The 16,136-nt window shown below is 61.9% G+C and carries 17 protein-coding genes; 12 read left to right on the top strand and 5 right to left on the bottom strand.

Features of this window, described 5'->3' with window-relative positions; translation table 11 throughout:
* Positions 1 to 39 precede the first annotated feature (39 nt).
* From OL239_RS11330 to OL239_RS11300, 7 genes are all read left to right on the top strand, one after another.
* A complete protein-coding gene (locus OL239_RS11330) occupies positions 40 to 1,224 on the top strand; it encodes a sensor histidine kinase (RefSeq protein WP_268909035.1) in 1,185 nt (394 codons plus the stop codon).
* On the top strand, positions 1,221 to 1,895 hold the full coding sequence (locus OL239_RS11325) for a response regulator (RefSeq protein WP_268909034.1): 675 nt from the start codon (positions 1,221 to 1,223) through the stop codon (positions 1,893 to 1,895). Before OL239_RS11330 ends, OL239_RS11325 begins: the two co-directional genes overlap by 4 nt.
* A gap of 44 nt (positions 1,896 to 1,939) precedes the next feature.
* On the top strand, positions 1,940 to 3,052 hold the full coding sequence (locus tag OL239_RS11320; RefSeq protein WP_268909033.1) for a hypothetical protein: 1,113 nt from the start codon (positions 1,940 to 1,942) through the stop codon (positions 3,050 to 3,052).
* 9 nt (positions 3,053 to 3,061) lie between these two features.
* A complete protein-coding gene (locus tag OL239_RS11315) occupies positions 3,062 to 3,625 on the top strand; it encodes a hypothetical protein (RefSeq protein WP_268909032.1) in 564 nt (187 codons plus the stop codon).
* A gap of 121 nt (positions 3,626 to 3,746) precedes the next feature.
* Positions 3,747 to 4,217 carry a hypothetical protein gene (locus OL239_RS11310; protein WP_268909031.1) on the top strand — a complete coding sequence of 157 codons (471 nt, stop codon included), beginning with the start codon at positions 3,747 to 3,749 and terminating at the stop codon, positions 4,215 to 4,217.
* Positions 4,218 to 4,252: 35 nt separating this feature from the next.
* Positions 4,253 to 4,552, top strand: a complete 300-nt coding sequence (locus OL239_RS11305; RefSeq protein WP_268909030.1) for a transcriptional regulator — start codon at positions 4,253 to 4,255, stop codon at positions 4,550 to 4,552.
* Between the two features lie 968 nt (positions 4,553 to 5,520).
* On the top strand, positions 5,521 to 5,676 hold the full coding sequence (locus tag OL239_RS11300) for a hypothetical protein (RefSeq protein WP_268909029.1): 156 nt from the start codon (positions 5,521 to 5,523) through the stop codon (positions 5,674 to 5,676).
* A gap of 323 nt (positions 5,677 to 5,999) precedes the next feature.
* Here OL239_RS11300 and OL239_RS11295 read toward each other — a convergent pair whose 3' ends face one another.
* Positions 6,000 to 6,146, bottom strand: a complete 147-nt coding sequence (locus OL239_RS11295; protein WP_268909028.1) for a hypothetical protein — start codon at positions 6,144 to 6,146, stop codon at positions 6,000 to 6,002.
* A 15-nt stretch (positions 6,147 to 6,161) separates the two neighbouring features.
* Here OL239_RS11295 and OL239_RS11290 point away from each other — a divergent pair, with 15 nt between their 5' ends.
* A complete protein-coding gene (locus OL239_RS11290) occupies positions 6,162 to 6,305 on the top strand; it encodes a hypothetical protein (protein ID WP_268909027.1) in 144 nt (47 codons plus the stop codon).
* A gap of 853 nt (positions 6,306 to 7,158) precedes the next feature.
* On the top strand, positions 7,159 to 7,536 hold the full coding sequence (locus tag OL239_RS11285) for a hypothetical protein (RefSeq protein ID WP_268909026.1): 378 nt from the start codon (positions 7,159 to 7,161) through the stop codon (positions 7,534 to 7,536).
* A 77-nt stretch (positions 7,537 to 7,613) separates the two neighbouring features.
* Here OL239_RS11285 and istB read toward each other — a convergent pair whose 3' ends face one another.
* From istB to OL239_RS11270, 3 genes are all read right to left on the bottom strand, one after another.
* On the bottom strand, positions 7,614 to 8,387 hold the full coding sequence (istB, locus tag OL239_RS11280; protein ID WP_268909025.1) for an IS21-like element helper ATPase IstB: 774 nt from the start codon (positions 8,385 to 8,387) through the stop codon (positions 7,614 to 7,616).
* Positions 8,384 to 9,925 carry an IS21 family transposase gene (gene istA / locus OL239_RS11275; RefSeq protein ID WP_268909024.1) on the bottom strand — a complete coding sequence of 514 codons (1,542 nt, stop codon included), beginning with the start codon at positions 9,923 to 9,925 and terminating at the stop codon, positions 8,384 to 8,386. The genes istB and istA overlap by 4 nt, the downstream gene beginning before the upstream one ends.
* 902 nt (positions 9,926 to 10,827) lie before the next feature.
* Entirely contained in the window at positions 10,828 to 11,679 is an 852-nt protein-coding gene (locus OL239_RS11270) for a LysR family transcriptional regulator (protein ID WP_268909023.1), read from the bottom strand.
* 86 nt (positions 11,680 to 11,765) lie between these two features.
* Here OL239_RS11270 and OL239_RS11265 point away from each other — a divergent pair, with 86 nt between their 5' ends.
* The gene (locus OL239_RS11265; RefSeq protein ID WP_268909022.1) at positions 11,766 to 12,689 is read left to right on the top strand and encodes an EamA family transporter; all 924 of its coding nucleotides are present in this window, start codon (positions 11,766 to 11,768) and stop codon (positions 12,687 to 12,689) included.
* 75 nt (positions 12,690 to 12,764) lie between these two features.
* A complete protein-coding gene (locus tag OL239_RS11260; RefSeq protein ID WP_329609201.1) occupies positions 12,765 to 13,700 on the top strand; it encodes an arginase family protein in 936 nt (311 codons plus the stop codon).
* A gap of 130 nt (positions 13,701 to 13,830) precedes the next feature.
* On the opposite strand, the gene OL239_RS11255 is transcribed toward OL239_RS11260, so the two are convergent.
* Entirely contained in the window at positions 13,831 to 14,850 is a 1,020-nt protein-coding gene (locus tag OL239_RS11255; protein WP_268909021.1) for a LacI family DNA-binding transcriptional regulator, read from the bottom strand.
* 57 nt (positions 14,851 to 14,907) lie between these two features.
* On the opposite strand from OL239_RS11255, the gene OL239_RS11250 reads away from it, so the two are divergent.
* A complete protein-coding gene (locus tag OL239_RS11250) occupies positions 14,908 to 16,134 on the top strand; it encodes an MFS transporter (protein ID WP_268909020.1) in 1,227 nt (408 codons plus the stop codon).
* Positions 16,135 to 16,136: the final 2 nt, after the last annotated feature.

Below are 16,136 nucleotides of genomic sequence, written 5' to 3'. Positions count from 1 at the left end.
ACGTCCCGGTCTCGCTTCCATTCTTTCCTAGGCCCATTTATGGCGCCTGCATACGCAACTATTTTGTTGCTCGCACTATTCGCCGTCGAAAATCGTGGATTCAACAGTGGCAGCGCCCTCTTAATCGCGTTGGCAGCAGCCATGGCTGCTGCTCGGGAGTTGCCGACAACGTCACTTTCTTTCGCGCTGGCCTCGCTGGCTGGCCAGACATTGGGTCTGTTTCCCGGCGTTCTTGAGTCGGGCGCCCTGACATATACGGCCGTACCACTGTTGGTGTTTTTCGCTGTCCTTGGACTGCCGTCGCACAGACGTTGGTTTGGCCTTGTTGCGGCAGTAGTTTTGGCCGCACTGACTACTGCTGCATGGTTCTTGGACAGCACATGGATCAACTACCTCTTCGGCAGCCAGGTACGTGAAGGCTCCGCAGCACGCATCGCGCTTCAGATATTCCTCGTTTTTGCCGCGTTCTTGGTCCTTGCCCTGGCTGCTTGGACTGCCGCGTATGCGGTGCGAAGAGCTTCGGCCAGCGCCCGGGCACAGGCCGAAGTGGAAAGCCGACTCGAGCGGACCGCCACAGCCTTGGAAGTAGAGCAGGACCGCAACAGGATTTCCCGCGAGTTGCACGACGTGCTGGCACATTCCTTAGCGGTGATCATCGCTCAGGCCGAGGGACTGCGCTATATCCATCGAAGCGAACCGGAAGCGGTGGACGAGGCGGCCTCTGTGATTGCCGACGCTGCCCGCAAAGCCCTCACGGAGACCCGTGATGTCCTCACCGGGCTCCAAACGGATTCCCAAGATCCGCTGGAACAGCGTCTGGCTGCCCTGGCGGTCCAGTTTTCGACCAGTGGTATGCCCGTCACCCTGCGTCCCGCTGCAGGCCTCGCCCTGTCCACCTCGCCGGAAACCAGCCATGCGGTCTACAGGCTTATCCAGGAGAGCCTGACCAACGCCTTCAAACACGGCGACAGGGAGGCCGGCGTCGAAATTTTCCGTACCTGGACGCCGGACGGCCTTGAGTTGGGCATTTCCTCATCAACGGATACCAGCCGACAGCCGGGACAGCCACTGCCACCGCCTGGACAGGGAATGCGGGGGATGGAGCGGCGGGCAGCTGATGCCGGCGGGTGGTTCACAGCCACGGCGGACGGCGGCACCTTCCTCGTGCGGGCATTCCTGCCTCTGTCAGCAGGAAAGCTCGAACTTGAGGAGGTAGGCGCATGACGGCCCCTGCCGCTGCCGGTATCCAGTCAGTGTCCACCATTCGGGTCGCGATGGCTGATGATCAACCGCTGTTCAGCGCAGGGTTGAAGATGATTCTGCGCAGCCAGCTGGACATCGAGCTGACAGGCGACGCAGTCAACGGTGAGGACGCCGTGCGGCTGGCCGAGGAAACGAGTCCCGACGTCATGCTGATGGATATCCGCATGCCTGTGCTGGATGGATGCGAGGCCACCCGCAGGATTGGGGAGTCCTGTCCCCAGACCCGGGTCATTGTCCTGACCACCATCGCACACGACCAGGCCGTGGTGCGCGCCATCCAGTGCGGGGCCGCAGGGTTCCTCACCAAAGATGCGACGCCGGAATTCCTTCTCGCTGCCATCCGGACCGTGCATTCCGGACAGTCGGTCATCGCTCCTGCCACTACCCGGGAACTGCTGCGGGACTACAGCACGCCTACCAGGCGGAACACCCAGGCATTGGCACCTTTATCCGAACGGGAGCGGGAGGTCTTCCGGCTGGCGGCAACAGGGCTGGGCAACACCGAAATTGCCTCGACACTGGTCCTGGCCGAAACCACCGTGAAGTCTCACGTGGGCGCAATCCTCGCCAAACTCAAGCTGCGCAACCGGATCCAACTTGTCGCCTTCGCTTACCAAAACGGATTGGTCTAACCCTTTCCCATTCGCTATCTCAATCACACCCGAGGAGTTCTGACATGCAAAACTACGGAAACGGGACAAGTAGAAAAGTCCTTCCCATCAAGCGCCTGACTGCCGCGGCTATTCTCGTCGCCGGCGGCGCCGCAACTCTCATTGCCGCCGCCTTGCCCAACACTCCGCTGGCGGCCGCACCGGAACCCGTATCAGGTATTGTCCGTGACGCCGAGGCCTATATGGCACCGGACCCGGTCGCCGAAGAAGGTGTGCGGCAGCTAATTTCCGAATGCATGGCCAACTCCGGATTCGACTACACGCCGGCCGCTGAAACAGAACGCACGGGGGGCCTCAGCGAATGGATCGGTTTCGAGCGCCTTGATGCCGCTGTCGCAAAGGCGGAGGGCTACGGCGGTCCTGTAGCGGGTACTGAACCGGCACCGGGCAGTGATCAGGCAATCATGTTCAGCGACCCTGCCTTCGATGCGGCGCTGTATGGTCCGGCTGATGAGTTTGCTGAAACAGGAAGTTATGAAACCCGGGCCGGCGGCTGCCGGGGTGAAGCTGTGACCGCCATCTATGGGGACATAGAGAGATACACCCTGGCCACACTCGCCTCCATGAACGCCTTCCCTGCATCGAGGGACGCTGCCTCACGGGATCCTGAAATCCAGGCCGCCAACCAAGATTGGCAGGACTGCATGGCGCAGACTCCCTACAGTGCACTTCGGACCCCGGGCGAGGCCAGGACAGCCGGTGAGGCGGCAGGTGGCCAAGAGGAAATCAAGATAGCTGTCACCGACGCCGTCTGCCGCGAAGAAACGAATCTCCAAACCCGCATCGACGCAGTGTTCGATAAATACCTGACTACCGAAATGCAGCAAATGGCAGCGGAGATGGCAGAAGTAACGGAAATCAAGGCTCAGGCCGCGCAGCGGCTCAGGAAATCAGTATGTCTTCCAACTGATCTCATGGCCGACATAAGGGAGGCAGCGGGACTACGAAAGCCCCGCCGCCTCCCTCGTCCCCGACAGCGTTGGTCTCCTGCCCGTGGCGGCGGGCGGTGTCCGCTGAAGGATCGGGTTGTGTACAAAGCCAAGGGCGTCCACCACGCTCACTGGGCCACCCGTGCCGGGGTACCTTTGATCTGGTGTGGGATTCCGCCGGCAGTTTAGAGTGTTGGCGTGAGGACCTTCTTCAATGGCCGATTGCGGGTGGATTATGGCCAGGCCTACTTCGTAACAGGGAACGACTTTGCGCGTGACTTGCAGCTCTCTTTTTGGGGCCAGTCCAACGGCCTGTGCGGAGCATCCAGCCCAACCCTCCTTTTTCTCATCACAGGTCTGCACACCGGTGACGTGAATTTCAGTGTTGGATTCTCCGATGCGGAACCGCCGCTGGACCGAAAATGGGAGGACGTCGTCGAAGTTTCATTCATAGTGGACGAACCTCCCTTCCTGGAGGAGTGGGCAGGGCAGGCCTCGTATCCAATTGATCTAGCACCTGGCACCTACCGCGTGCGGTACTCAGCAAAGGGAATGGACTCTGGCCGCGCAGCCGACACTACCTTTGAACCAGGGGAGCCCGTCGACAGCTATCAGCTCATCTTCTGGCCCGCTGAGCGCGTGGCGCCCGACCGCGTGATTCGTCGGGAGAGCCAAACCGCCCAGTACTGGAATGGCTGGGCTGGCTCCCGCATCCGACAGCTGAAGGCAGATAACAGGCCTGGCTCAAATAGGGATCCCTAAAACAGAGCTCCTGAGGTGCGTCGTCCGACGCTGCTTAGGCGTCGCGACGAACGACCGGCTTACGGTGCGTCGGGTCGACGCAAAGTTTTACTGGTTATGCCCTGGGGAGTTGGTTAACCGCTTGGCAAGTGATTCACTCAACAGTATGGAAAATGACTTTGATGTTAGAGAAGCGCTCGACGCTATGGAAGCGGACCGTCACGTACTGGGCCAGCGGATGACCGCCGAGACTCGTTGGGCGGCGCCCGCGCAGGGCCTTGCCGCTGCATTACTCATCGCCGCACCCGCTGCTGGTGTTCCCGGCGTGTTCTTCGTCCTGGCGCTGAGTGCGGGACTATTCCTCGCCGTCGAGTTGGTTTTTCGCAAACGCAGCGGCCTGTCAATCAGCCGCCCTGCAGGTCCGCGAGGCATGGCGCTGCTGGTGCTGCTTATTGCGCTGCTCTGTGGCCTCAACGTGCTTTCCTGGATTCTTTGGGCGCTTGATCTCCTCGTCTGGATTCCGCTCTCCGCTTTGGCTGGGGGCCTCATCGTGGCACTCGGTGTCGTGGGCTACGACCGCGCCTACGCCGCGGAGGTACGCCATGAGGGATGAGGAACTCTTCAGCGGCGGTGTGAATCAGGGCCGGCATGCCCGTTGAGCCCCGATTCGACGAGGCAATACATGCGCCCACCCGGCTCCGGCTATACGCCATACTCCGGCCACTGGATGGGGCCGAGTTCAGTATGATCGCCGGGATGCTTGAAGTTAGCGAAGCAAATCTCTCGAAGACAGTGCGAAATCTCGTTGCTCTCGGCTACCTGGATATCAGCAAGCAAGCTTCACCCAAGCGATCAGATGCGCGCCGCACTACCACTGTGAAGCTGACACCCCACGGCCGTCATGCCTTCGACGAACACCTGGCGGCCCTTCGCGCGATGACTGAATAAAAGAAGGGAAATTCTATCTTCAGATCCCCGTCAGGGATCGGGGTACGAATGTAGCTATAGCTAGGAGATGAAGCCGCCGTCGTGCCAGAAGTGAGCGACATTCGACGTGCAGCGAAGGATGGCGTCAGGCGCGTGGGGTGCAGGCCAGAGGGATAGGTCATATCGATCGGGTGCGGGCTGTTCCTCGCTCGCGACATCCTGGGCTTTGCCCTCGTCCATACCTGACGCTGACCACCGCACGCGGTAGGACGGATGAGGGAGATCAAGAACGACGCACGCGTCTGTGCCCCAACCGTAGAGACCGGTCCGCGAATCTAGGGGTTCGAAGCTGATCTCGACAATTTCCTCCCAATCGCCAGGGGCAGGTGGGGTGTCGAGTATCTGCACTCCTATTGGAATCAGCCCGGTATGCGTGCCGGTGATCAAGAATGCGGTGCCGTCGACGCTTCCGCCACACAGCCCGTTCTCCTGCCCCACGAAAGCATCCCCGGGCATCACTGGCTCGGCGTCGCCGCTGAGGAGGTAGAACTGCGCATACGACGTCCAAGCTAAGCCCTCGAATATTTGCCCCATAGAGCTGCATGGTGTCACACGCTGCTCGACGAGACAGGCACGAGCTGAGGGTTCCCGAAGTTCTACCGCTGGGCTCGGCCCCTGTTCACCATATGCACGAAACGCTCGACAACGCGGACCGTAAGCCGATCGCCTTGAGGAACGGAATCGTGGCACCTGGGTATGGTTAAGTCATTGGGCACCGGATCTTAAATATGCTTGTCACAGTAATTGCTGCCCGAGTGGCCCAGGTGATTTGGGGGGAGTCATGAGCACCTTTACTCAAGTCGCCCCATTTTTTGTTTTCCCCGCCTTGGCCATGGTCATCGGTGTCTTCAGGTCCTGGCAGGGTTTGCTGGACCGGGAGGGGTATCTTGCCTGGGGGGTTGGGCCTGACCTTGGGAATCCCCGTGCTTGTGACCGCGATCGTCATGCTGACGACTGATCCAGGCACACAGAACGAGGCCGACCCGGGGCTGGGTTGGTTCGTGTTGGCGTGGATCAACGGCGTTCTTGGTGCCGCAGCTGTGGCTGCGGTTGCGCTCCTCGACAAGATCTCAACAGGCAACTGACAGCGGCATCCGTTAAGCGGGATCGCCAGCCGGGTTATCTTTCATCTTTTGCCACCGTCCGCATGATCCCACTTGCGTCTCGGTCAGGGTGTGCCGACTTTGCCGCAATCTTGTCCCACTCCGTGATCGTCCTATGGGCCGTACGAGATGAACCAGTCTGCTCAGTGCGGAAGAATGGTGGCAGTTCCGATCAGGAGGCAGAAGCTATGAATAGGTTCTACGTTGCATCGAGCTTCAGGAATATCGATAACGTCCGGTACATTGCTCAAGGCTTAGAAAGCAAGGGGTACATCAACACGTACGACTGGACCCAGAACGCCTCATCACGCGATGCGGGCACCGTCACCCTCGGTGACCTGTGCTCCATCGGACAGCATGAGAGAGATGCTGTGGTCGGTGCCGACGTCGTCGTAATCCTGCTTCCAGGCGGGAAGGGCACGCATGTTGAGCTTGGCATGGCAATCGCTCAAGGCAGAAGGATAATTTTGCATTCGACGGACGAAGTCATCACCAACATTGAGACCACCAGCACCTTCTACCACCTTCCTGGGGTGGAGAAGTGCCACGGAACTCTAGACGACCTCCTAGCCATGATCGTGGGCCGAGAAGCGGCCGTTGCCGCTGACTGACTCGATTCCTGTCACGGTTGCGGATCCGCCAGTGGACGCTGACTGGGACAGTTAGTCACCTTAACTGTGCCAATCTGCGAATAGACATGGCATAAGGGTGGACTGCGTTGAAAACTCCGCTCGCGTACTGTTGACGGATGCAAACCAAACACGGAATGTTCAGCTGGAAAATGACACGCTTCCTCTTCTCCAGCGGTAGTTTCGTTGCCATGGCTGGAATTCTCCGAATCGCGACTGCGGCTTCGTGGGGGTACATCTGGTTTGTACTGCTCGGGCTTGCTCTCGTAGCACTGTCCACCCGTGGCCCGTGGGATAGCGAAGCAAGTGGCCGCAATCGGTCAGTTTTGGGTTTCCGCGTCCGTCAATAGCAGGTCCGTAGCGACAGGCTAACTACAAACCACGGGGTTAGCATGAATAGCCCGCAGGGGATATCTTGTGACACGTACGAGAATGCCGCGAGTTAGGCCATGCGTATGACTGCATGGAGCCGCTACCTGTTCGGGGTCTCGTTCGTTCTCGGGGTGGGCACGATGCTACTCGCTGAACAACTGCCGGATTGGTGGCGGCCGGTGTCGGTCCTTTTCATGGTCCTGGCAGCATCCGCGTTCCTCATCTGCTCCGTTCTTGACTACCGACGCGGCCGCACCGCAGCCGGCAGTTTGGATCATCAGCTCCACTCTTAGGGGCACCATGTCTACGACCGGGCGCCGACACGATCGGTGAAGGATCCCGAACTGCGATTCATCCCGCCGTACCGAGCATCTGTGCCAGTTCCGACGGACATCAAGTACCTCATCATAGGTACGGAGAGACGCATGTGCTGGGACCCAACCAGGAAGCTAGGGTTGGCACCATGGACTCCCAAATTCTGACGCCTATCCTAACGGGGAGCTTCACCCTTGTGGCGGGTGTTCTTGGCGCCGTTCTCGCAGGTATTTTCGCGCGGCGGGGAGAAAGAAGTCGACACCAGGCCGAGGTTGATCGTCAGTGGGTCACAGATAGACGAGCAGTCTATGCAAGGTACTTGGCCTTGGCCGAGGTCATGCACCGAGAAGTCGATGCCATAGCTGTGTTCTTGTCTTACGACGGGAAGAAAGAGGTCAAGCAGGAGGATGATGACGTCATCTCGGAGGGGCTGACCGACTATTTCATCACTTGGGATGATGAGCTGTCAATGGCCAATAGTTTGTGCCCATGGGCGGCCAGCAAAAGTGCCCGCTGGTGGACGTGAAAACTGCCTACTCATGGCCACCAGATCTGCCCACCGGGTATTCGGTGGCGTTGGCCATGTTGGGGTGTGGGTTTAGCTCATCGGGGTAACTCCTTCCCGGCCAAGGCCTGGCTGAGGCGGATCGATTCCCCTGAGGTCTGACAGAGATGCGCGTGGTGCAGCAGCCGGTCGACGGTGGCGGTGGCCAGGGTCTTGGGCATGAGCTCGTCGAAGCCTGCCGGATGCAGGTTTGAAGAAACCGCGATGGAGCGTTTCTCATACCCGGCGTCAACGAGGCGGTAAAGGCCCTCGGCCGCGTCCGTGCCCACCGGCAACAGCCCGATGTCATCGACCACCACCAAGTCTGCTCGCAGGATCCGGGCGACGACTTTGGTGACACTGTCATCGGAGCGGTGGGCTCGCATAAGAGCCCCGAGATCCTCGAGCCGGAACCACGCCACCCGCAGGCCGGCCTCGACGGCCTGCTGCCCGAGGGCTTCGAGGAAGAACGTTTTACCCGTGCCCGAGGGCCCGCAGATCACGACGTTTTCCTTCCGCCCGATCCATTCCAGCGTCCGCAGCGCCTGCTGCGTCGGTGCCGGGATCGAGGAGGCCGCCGGATCCCAGGTATCAAAGGTCTTCCCGGTCGGGAAGCCCGCGGCCTTGCGTCTGGTGGCGAGCATGGACCGGGACCGGCCGGCGACTTCCTCAACGAAGAGCGCTTTGATGACCTCGGCCGGTTCCCAGCGCTGGGCGCGGGCGGTTGCGATCAGTTCCGGGGCCAATGCCCGCGCATGAGGCATCTTCAATTGCCGCATCAACGCTTCCAGCTCCGCCGGCAGCGCCGGTGCGGGGACCGGGACCGGGCTCATGCGCTTTCCTCCAGCTCGTCATCAGCACGGGCTGGAACGGGTGGCCGGCCGATCGCTGCCCACCCGGCGGTGCCTTGAGTCAGGGACCGGGTTTCCCCGGCGGCATGGGTGATGATGCGTGTGCCCGCGGCGTTCAGGATCGAGGCCAGGTCGTTGTTCGCGAAGCGGCCATGGATGGCCGCGGTCCCCAACGCCTGATCGACTTCGGGCTGCCCGGCGATCTTGGCCAGAGCGACTGCTTCGGCCATCTTCATGTTCATCCGGGCCGTGCCCGCCGCGGCGGCCTCGAGCAGCCATGCCCGGGCACCGTCACCGATGCTCAGGAACTCCGCTTCCGCGGCGGTCCTCGCTTTGGCCGTGTATTCACCCGGGACCCTGGGCCGGTGGCCGGGGAAGTGGGCGTCGTTGATCGCCGGGATGCCGGGGCGGGCGCGGCGGTGGCGGGCAACTTCCACCGGGCCACCGCTGGCGTGGTGGACGATGATGACCTGCTCGTCGGCACCGGCACCGTGGGCCCGGACGAACACCCGCGCGCCGAGCAGATGCGCCGGGACGGAGTACTGCCCGTTTTCGAAGGTGACCATCGGCGTGTTCTCCGGGACGCTGCGGGAGAGCCCGAACGCGACGGTGTGCGCGGTCTCCGGGACCCGGTGCAACCGTGGTGCCTCCTCGGCCAGCATCGTGGCGGGTTTGCGGCGGGTGGTCCGGTGCTCACGGTTGTTGACCTCGTCCGTGAACGCCTGGCAGGCTGCTTCGATCTCGGCGAAAGAAGCGTATTCGGCACGCAGGTTGGTGTCCTTGGGCACGATGTCTGCTTTGGCGAGTTTCACCGAGGACTCCACGCCGCCCTTGGATGCTGGGTCCGCCGGCTGGCAGGTCAGTACCGTCACCGCGTAGTGGCGGGCGAAGTCGACGGTCTGCTGGTTACGCACCGGGACCCCGGCAAGATGGGAGACCGTCACGGTCTTCTCGTTATCGGTCAATACATACGTCGGGGCGCCGCCTATGACACGGAAGCTGCGGTCCAATGCGGCGAACACGCTCGGCGCCGTGCGGTCCCGCAACGCGATGACGATCCTGAAGCGGGACCATGCCAGCCACGCCACGAACAAAACGGTCTTCTTCCCCTCGATCACGGGGCCGTCGCCGAAATCGTACTGAAGCCACATGCCCGGTTCCGTGATCCAGGGCCGGTGCACCCGGACATGGCCAAGACGCCAGGCAGCGCGGATCTGGGCGACGGCCCGGCGGGTCGAGCGCTCCGAACCCTCGTAGCCGAGGGCAAGGAGTTTCTCGTGGGCTTTGTCGGCGCGGATTTTGCCCTTGGAGGCCTCGATCCATTCTTCGATCTTGGGCAGGAACGCATCGGTGACCCGGCCCCGGTAGACGGGTTCGGCGATCGGCTGACCGGCGTCGCGGGCAGCGACGTGTCTGGCAACGGTGTGGTGCGAGCAGCCGGTGAGTTCCGCAGCGGCGCGCAACGATCGGGTCAGATCATACGCAGCGAGTATTTCCATGATTTCTCCGTCAGACTTCATTAGGGCCTCTTCCCGGGCGACTTTGATGCGACTTAGACACCGTCATCAAACCCCGGGAGAGGCTCCCGCCGCTTAAGCGGTCGGGTTCAGTAAGGAAGTGGGCAGATCTCATGGCCACCGGCGGGCAGTTTTGATGGCCGTCAGTGGGCAGTTCCGTGGCCGCCTATGGGCAGTTTTCCATGGCCGCTAACAATGAGCTACAGCCACTGCTGGGAGAGGTACAGCTCGTGGCATCGAAGAACGTGGCGGACATTGCCGATCGTGTATCAGGTGCCTTGATGGAGCTAACAAGTTTTCTTGAAAGTCGTCAGGCATTTACCTCGTATTACCCCGTATGGTTCCAAACTCGAGATCTCATTCACGTCCTGCGTAATGAGATGAGGGTTGAGTTGGGGCTCCCGAGTCATGGGGACTCCGTACACGGTAAGGACTGGCCTTGGCTTAAATCTAGGCCTTCCACTGAGTCCTATGTCCAAGATCACCGGGGGCAGGAGGGCGCGAAAGATGCGCCACGGAAGCCGCGTGGGAGTAGCGGGGCCTGATAGCCGGTAATCACCGTACCGAAGTCAGGTCGAGGATCCAGCCAAGCTAGCCGAGAGAGTGGATTGGGACTGTGGCTCAGTGCTGCGCGGGCGGCTAGCCCGGTCAGGCATCATTGTCCTGTGACCTCAAATCTCCGCGGACGCCGCGCCACGAGAGCATTTCCCGGATTCGCGAAGCGCCACGTTGGTGGTGGTTGGGTCCCCGTTAGCAGTCCAGTGCTTATGCGATTGCTAATTGGTTTTCGAGCGTCCAGGTTTCCCAGTAGCGCTTCGGTGTCATACCGTTCAGGGATCGGCATCAGAGCACCGTTGACGCAGCGTCGCTGTAGAAGAGGTGGCCGGACAAGCTCTTGGCTGAAGTCAGAGGTAAAGGTCCGTGAGGAGGGTGAGGATCTCTTGCAATGCGGCCGGCGGGTCGGTTGTCTGCCACGCCGCGTAGATGGGTACTGGCGGCGCGTCGCGGACTCTCCGGTAGGTGAGGCCTTCACGGCGGTATTGGTGTGCTGTTGACTCCGCGGTGACGCCGCGGGCTGTGCCGCTGCTGATGATGGTGAGCCAGTCATCGACGTCGTGAGTGCTGATGGTGTGTTCCGGCTGTTGCCCATCCGGCCAGAGGTCCGGGCGGGTGCTTCCGGTGCCGTTATCCATGACCACCGGAATAGTCGGGATATGGGCGAGGGTGACAGTGCTTTTTCGGGCCAGCGGGTCATCGATGGACATCGCGCAGTAGCGTTTCTCGAAGGCGATCTGGACCAGCGTGATGCCGGTGGCATCTGGTACCCGGCGCAGGACCGCAAAATCAGCAGTGCCTTCGGCCAATCCTGCGGTGGGGGTGTTCGTGCGGATCAGGCGCAGGTCGTTGTGGGGCAGGGCTGCAGCCCAGCGGCGCTGGAGCTCAGGTGTGTGCTTGCCCAGGGCGGACCATGCGTATCCGATCCGGAGCGTACTCGCGCCGGCGGATACTTCCTGTTGAAGGTCACTGATCGTAGACAGCACCCGGCGGGCGTGGCGGATCACCCGTTCGCCGGCAGCCGTGGGTTCGACGCTGCGGGTGGTGCGGTGCAGGAGCCGGACGCCAAGAATCGATTCGAGGGCGGCGATATTGCGTGATACGGCCGTCTGCGAGATTCCGAGGTCGATCCCGGCGTCGGTGAAGGTGCCGGCTTCGACGACGCCGATCAAGGACCGAAGGTGACGCAGCTCTACTTCCATCCCCGCAGTGTATCCATGCATTTGACGCATCAATGTTGTGGTTCGTGCATTATGAGCAGGTAATTGGCGGCGTGCAGAATCCGACCATGACACAAGCATCAGGCACCGGTACGGGCAAACATTCCGGGAAGAGCGGAAGTGGGGCCGGTCAGCGCACCTCGGGGATCGCTGCCGCTGCGGGCGGGGCGCTGTCGAACCAGCTCGGGGCGGCGTGCGGGTCCCTGGCCTTCCCCAGCATCGGACCGGCAGGTGTCGTCGCTGTCCGCCAGCTTGTCGCCGCCATGATCCTGCTGCCCCTCGTCAGGCCTCGGATCCGAAGCCTGACCCGGGCGCAGTGGTGGCCGGTGCTCTTATTGGCTGTGGTCTTTGGAACGATGAACCTCACCCTTTACCTGGCCATCGACCGCATTGGACTCGGTTTGGCCGTGACCCTGGAATTCTGCGGCCCCCTCGCGGTCGCTCTTCTAAGCTTCCGCACCAGAAACAGTGCGCTCTGCGCCCTCATCGCAGGCGCCGGAGTCATCGCCATCACCCGCCCCCAACCGAGCACCGACTACCTCGGTATCGGCTTCGGTCTCATCGCCGCGTGCAGCTGGGCCGCGTATATCCTCCTCAACAGAACCATCGGATCACGCATCCCGGGCATGCAGGGGACAGCCACAGCAACAGCAGTCTCCGCCATCCTCTTCCTGCCCTTCGGTGCGGGGATTCTCATCACTACCCGCCCGGACGCTTTCACCCTCCTCTGCGCTGTCGGCGCGGGCGTCCTTGCCTCCGCCGTCCCTTTTGCCGCGGACCTGACCGCCCTGCGAAAGATTCCCGCCAGTCTCTTCGGGACCCTCATGAGCCTCAACCCTGTCCTGGCAGCACTCGTCGGGGCGCTCCTGTTCAACGAAGGATTAGGCGTCATCGAATGGGCGGGGCTAGCGCTGATCGTCACCGCGAACACCATTGCCCTGCTCCTGCCAGAACGCACGAAAGCAGCGACGAGCAGGACCAACAAGAGCTGATCCCTGCTGAGGTGACCCAAAACCGTTGCGGTGGGCGATCCTTTGATCAGATAAAGGCGTCCCAATTGGGCATGGGTGTCCTCGGAATGGTCTTTCCTCTGCCAAGCTATTGAGGTGATCGCGTTCCTCTCTGCGCCGACGGGGCTCGGGCTACGCCCTCCGGTCCCGGGAAGCGTCCCTGGTGCCAGCAAGGCGCCCGAGGCGCTCCGCGAGGCTGGCTTGGCCGGCCGACTGCTTGCAAACGGTGCGAGGGACGCAGGCGTCATCATCCCCGGTCGATATGTCGACGATGACGCCACGCGGCCCGCCGGCCACGTCCGGAACGAGAAGGCAATAATTGACCACGCACGCCGGCTCGCTGACCGCCTGGACCAGATCCTCGAGGCAGGAGACGCGCCGCTGGTCGTAGGTGGAGATTGCAGTGTTCTTGTCGGAATCGGGTTGGCTCTGGCTGCGCGCGCTTGCACGGGCCTGGTGCATGTCGATGGACACACCGACTTCCGCCACCCTGGCAACAGCGACGAATGCGCAAGCGTAGCCGGTGAGGACCTCGCCGCAGCCGTGGGGATGCATTGGCCGGCCATATCGAACATTGATGCCAAAGCTCCGTATTTCGCTCCTGGTCGCGTCGTCCATATCGGTCACAGGGCGAACGATGAAGAAGCCGTCGAGGCGCGCAGGACTTTGGGACTGGTCATTTCGGCAACCGAAGCAATGGATACGACCGCCGCCGACACGGCTGAGAGGGTGCACGCAATTGCAGGAGCCGGTTATTGGTTGCAGGTCGACGTCGACGTCCTGGATCCAAGCGTCATGCCTGCGGTCGATAGTCCTGACCCTGGGGGACTGGGCGTTGATGAGCTAACAGCGCTTCTTAAACAGCTCGCGCCTCGAGCGATCGGTGCATCGGTGACGGTCTTCGACCCGGATCTGGATCCCGAGGGCTGCTATGCGCTACTCGTCGCGAACATCATCGTCTCAGGCCTCGGCCGCCTGGGTACAGCAAATTGAACTGTTCAGATACGTGGAGCACTCACAATGATGCAACAGTGCCGCACAGCCCGTCACCTCTGACTGGAGTGCCGTCCCATCCACGGTGACAACTACGCATTCTGCCGCATTTGTCGGGACAATGCTTCGGTTACCGCGTTGTTCTACCTCTGACCACTTTCCAGGACTTCCAATCGGTTTCAGACTGACCCCGAATTGAGGCCCGTGCAGCGGCCGTGCCCTGTTCACGAAGATCCTGGTGTACCGAAGTCACGCCAGCGAGTGTTCCTGCATCGGAGGCATCCCAGCCAGTGATGGCCAGTTGTTCCAGCACCGCTATTCCGCGCCCTTCCGCTGTCTGGAGGGCTCCCAGCGCCAGTTCGTCACTCATCGTCAGGAGCAGGTCAGGAACAGCCGGGGCACTTAGCAGGATCTGGGCAGCATGTGCCCCTTCACCGAAGGTATTGGTCGAGCAGAAAGCCACCGGGATGCTGTTCCAGTCCAATCCGGCGGCGACCACTGCCTCTTTGAAACCCTGCAGCCTGTTGCGGGTCACCGGGAAGGTTGACGCGAGCGGGTCGGGTCCGCTGCTGACACTCCTGAGGCGCGCCTTGGTGGAGGGGAACGCGATGATGGCGGGTTTTCGGCTGCCGCGGAGGCAGTCTGCAGCGATCGCGCGGGATGCTGCCCGGTCATCGATACCAACCATGCCGAATCCCTCCCGCTGCGGGCCGGCGTGGACGACTACCGATTTACCGGTCAGGGCAAGGGCGTCGAGCACCGGGTCATCCTCAGTGGTAGTCCACACCACGAAACCATCCACTGCCGCTGCGCGGATTCTTTGATCGTCGTCGGCTGACCCATTGGTGGGCAGGATGGTCATGGCCAGGCGGTGTTCGGCACAGACGTCGGCAATACCGGCCAGGAATCGTGCCGCCTGAGGGTCCTCGAATGCATAGGGGAGGGTCTCACCGAGTACGACGCCGAGGGCACCGCTGGTGCCTTTGCGCAGGGATCGGGCGCTCGGGTCCGGTCCTGCGTATCCCAGGAGTTCGGCTGCGGAAAGTACCTTCCGGCGCGAAGCAGCAGAAACGCGGGACGGCTTGCTGTATGTGTAGGAAGCCGTCATCGCCGAGACGCCGGCTTGCCGGGCGACGTCGGTGAGGGTCACTTTTCGGGGTTCGCTGGCTCTGGCATGTAGCCAGTGTATCTGTGTATCGTTACACACATGGCTTTCCCCGCGGTTCAGACAAAACATAAAGGCGCCCGTGTCTCGTACGCCGCTTTTGCAGCCTTCGGCGTCTTCTGGGGAACCTGGGGAGCGAGTATTCCGCGCATCCGGGACCAAAGCGGTCTCACCGACGGCCAGCTGGGAACCGCCTTGCTGTTTATTGGAGCAGGCGCCCTGCCTGCCATGTTTATGACCGGACGCCTCCTGGACAGGGCCGGCATCCGGATAACCACCGCCGGGGCTCTAATCCTGCAGGCCGCTGCCGGTCTGTTCGTGTCCGTCACCGCCACCGGGATGACGAGCCTTTGCCTGGGCCTGCTGCTGGTGGGCGCATCAAGCGGAGCAGTCGATGTCGCCATCAACACAGGAGCCGGATCCGCAGAGAAACAGACCCACCGACCGGTCATCACCCGTTCCCATGGCACATTCTCTGCCTTCGTCGTAATTTCGAGCCTTCTCACCGGTGCGCTGAACAAATTCGAGATGACGCCCGCCGTCAGCTTCAGCCTGGTCGCTGCCTCTATGGTCCTCGCCGCCGGCTATCTGCTGTCCGCTCCTCCGGCTGGGCCTGAAAACCACCGCGTCACATGGCACCCCAAGCAGTCAGGATCAGAGGAAACCACGGCTGCAACCACGCCGCGGGCCGCATTTCCCGTTCTGCCGGTGATGCTCGTGGGGCTCCTGGCTGCTCTGGCTCTGGCCGGCGAAAACGCCCACCAAAGCTGGGCGGCAGTGTTCTTCGAAGACATCCTCAACGCCGGTACCGGGTTCAGCGCTACGGCCCCGGCCATGTTCGCCGCCGTCGCCGCTGTCACCCGATTCAGTACCGCCAGGCTGAACCCGGCCAACTCGACACGGACCATAGTCCTGGGCGCTGTCGCTGCAGCTGCCGGTTCGGGCCTGCTGGCAGGGTCCACGAACTTTGTTGCGGCCTTGGCCGGACTCGCCATCGCCGCAGCCGGAACGGCCGTGCTCTATCCAACCTTGCTGGGGGTCGTCTCGCGAACCACCAGTGAAGCCACACGAGGGCGGGCCACATCACTGCTCGCGACCGTCTCTTACCTGGGATTCCTGCTCGGGCCGGTTTACGTCGGGCTCTGGTCCGAGTCAGCGGGTCTACGGGGTGCGATGATCGCTGTGGCTGCCCTCGGCGCACTCATCTTCTTCCTCGCTCCACCCCTGCTTCGCCGCATCACTACCATTTCAGCGCCTAGAGAAGGATGAAC

This window comes from Arthrobacter sp. ATA002 (assembly GCF_026898095.1).
In the GTDB taxonomy this organism is placed as follows: Bacteria; Actinomycetota; Actinomycetes; order Actinomycetales; family Micrococcaceae; genus Arthrobacter_B.
This window is presented reverse-complemented; position numbering and strand designations above follow the sequence as displayed.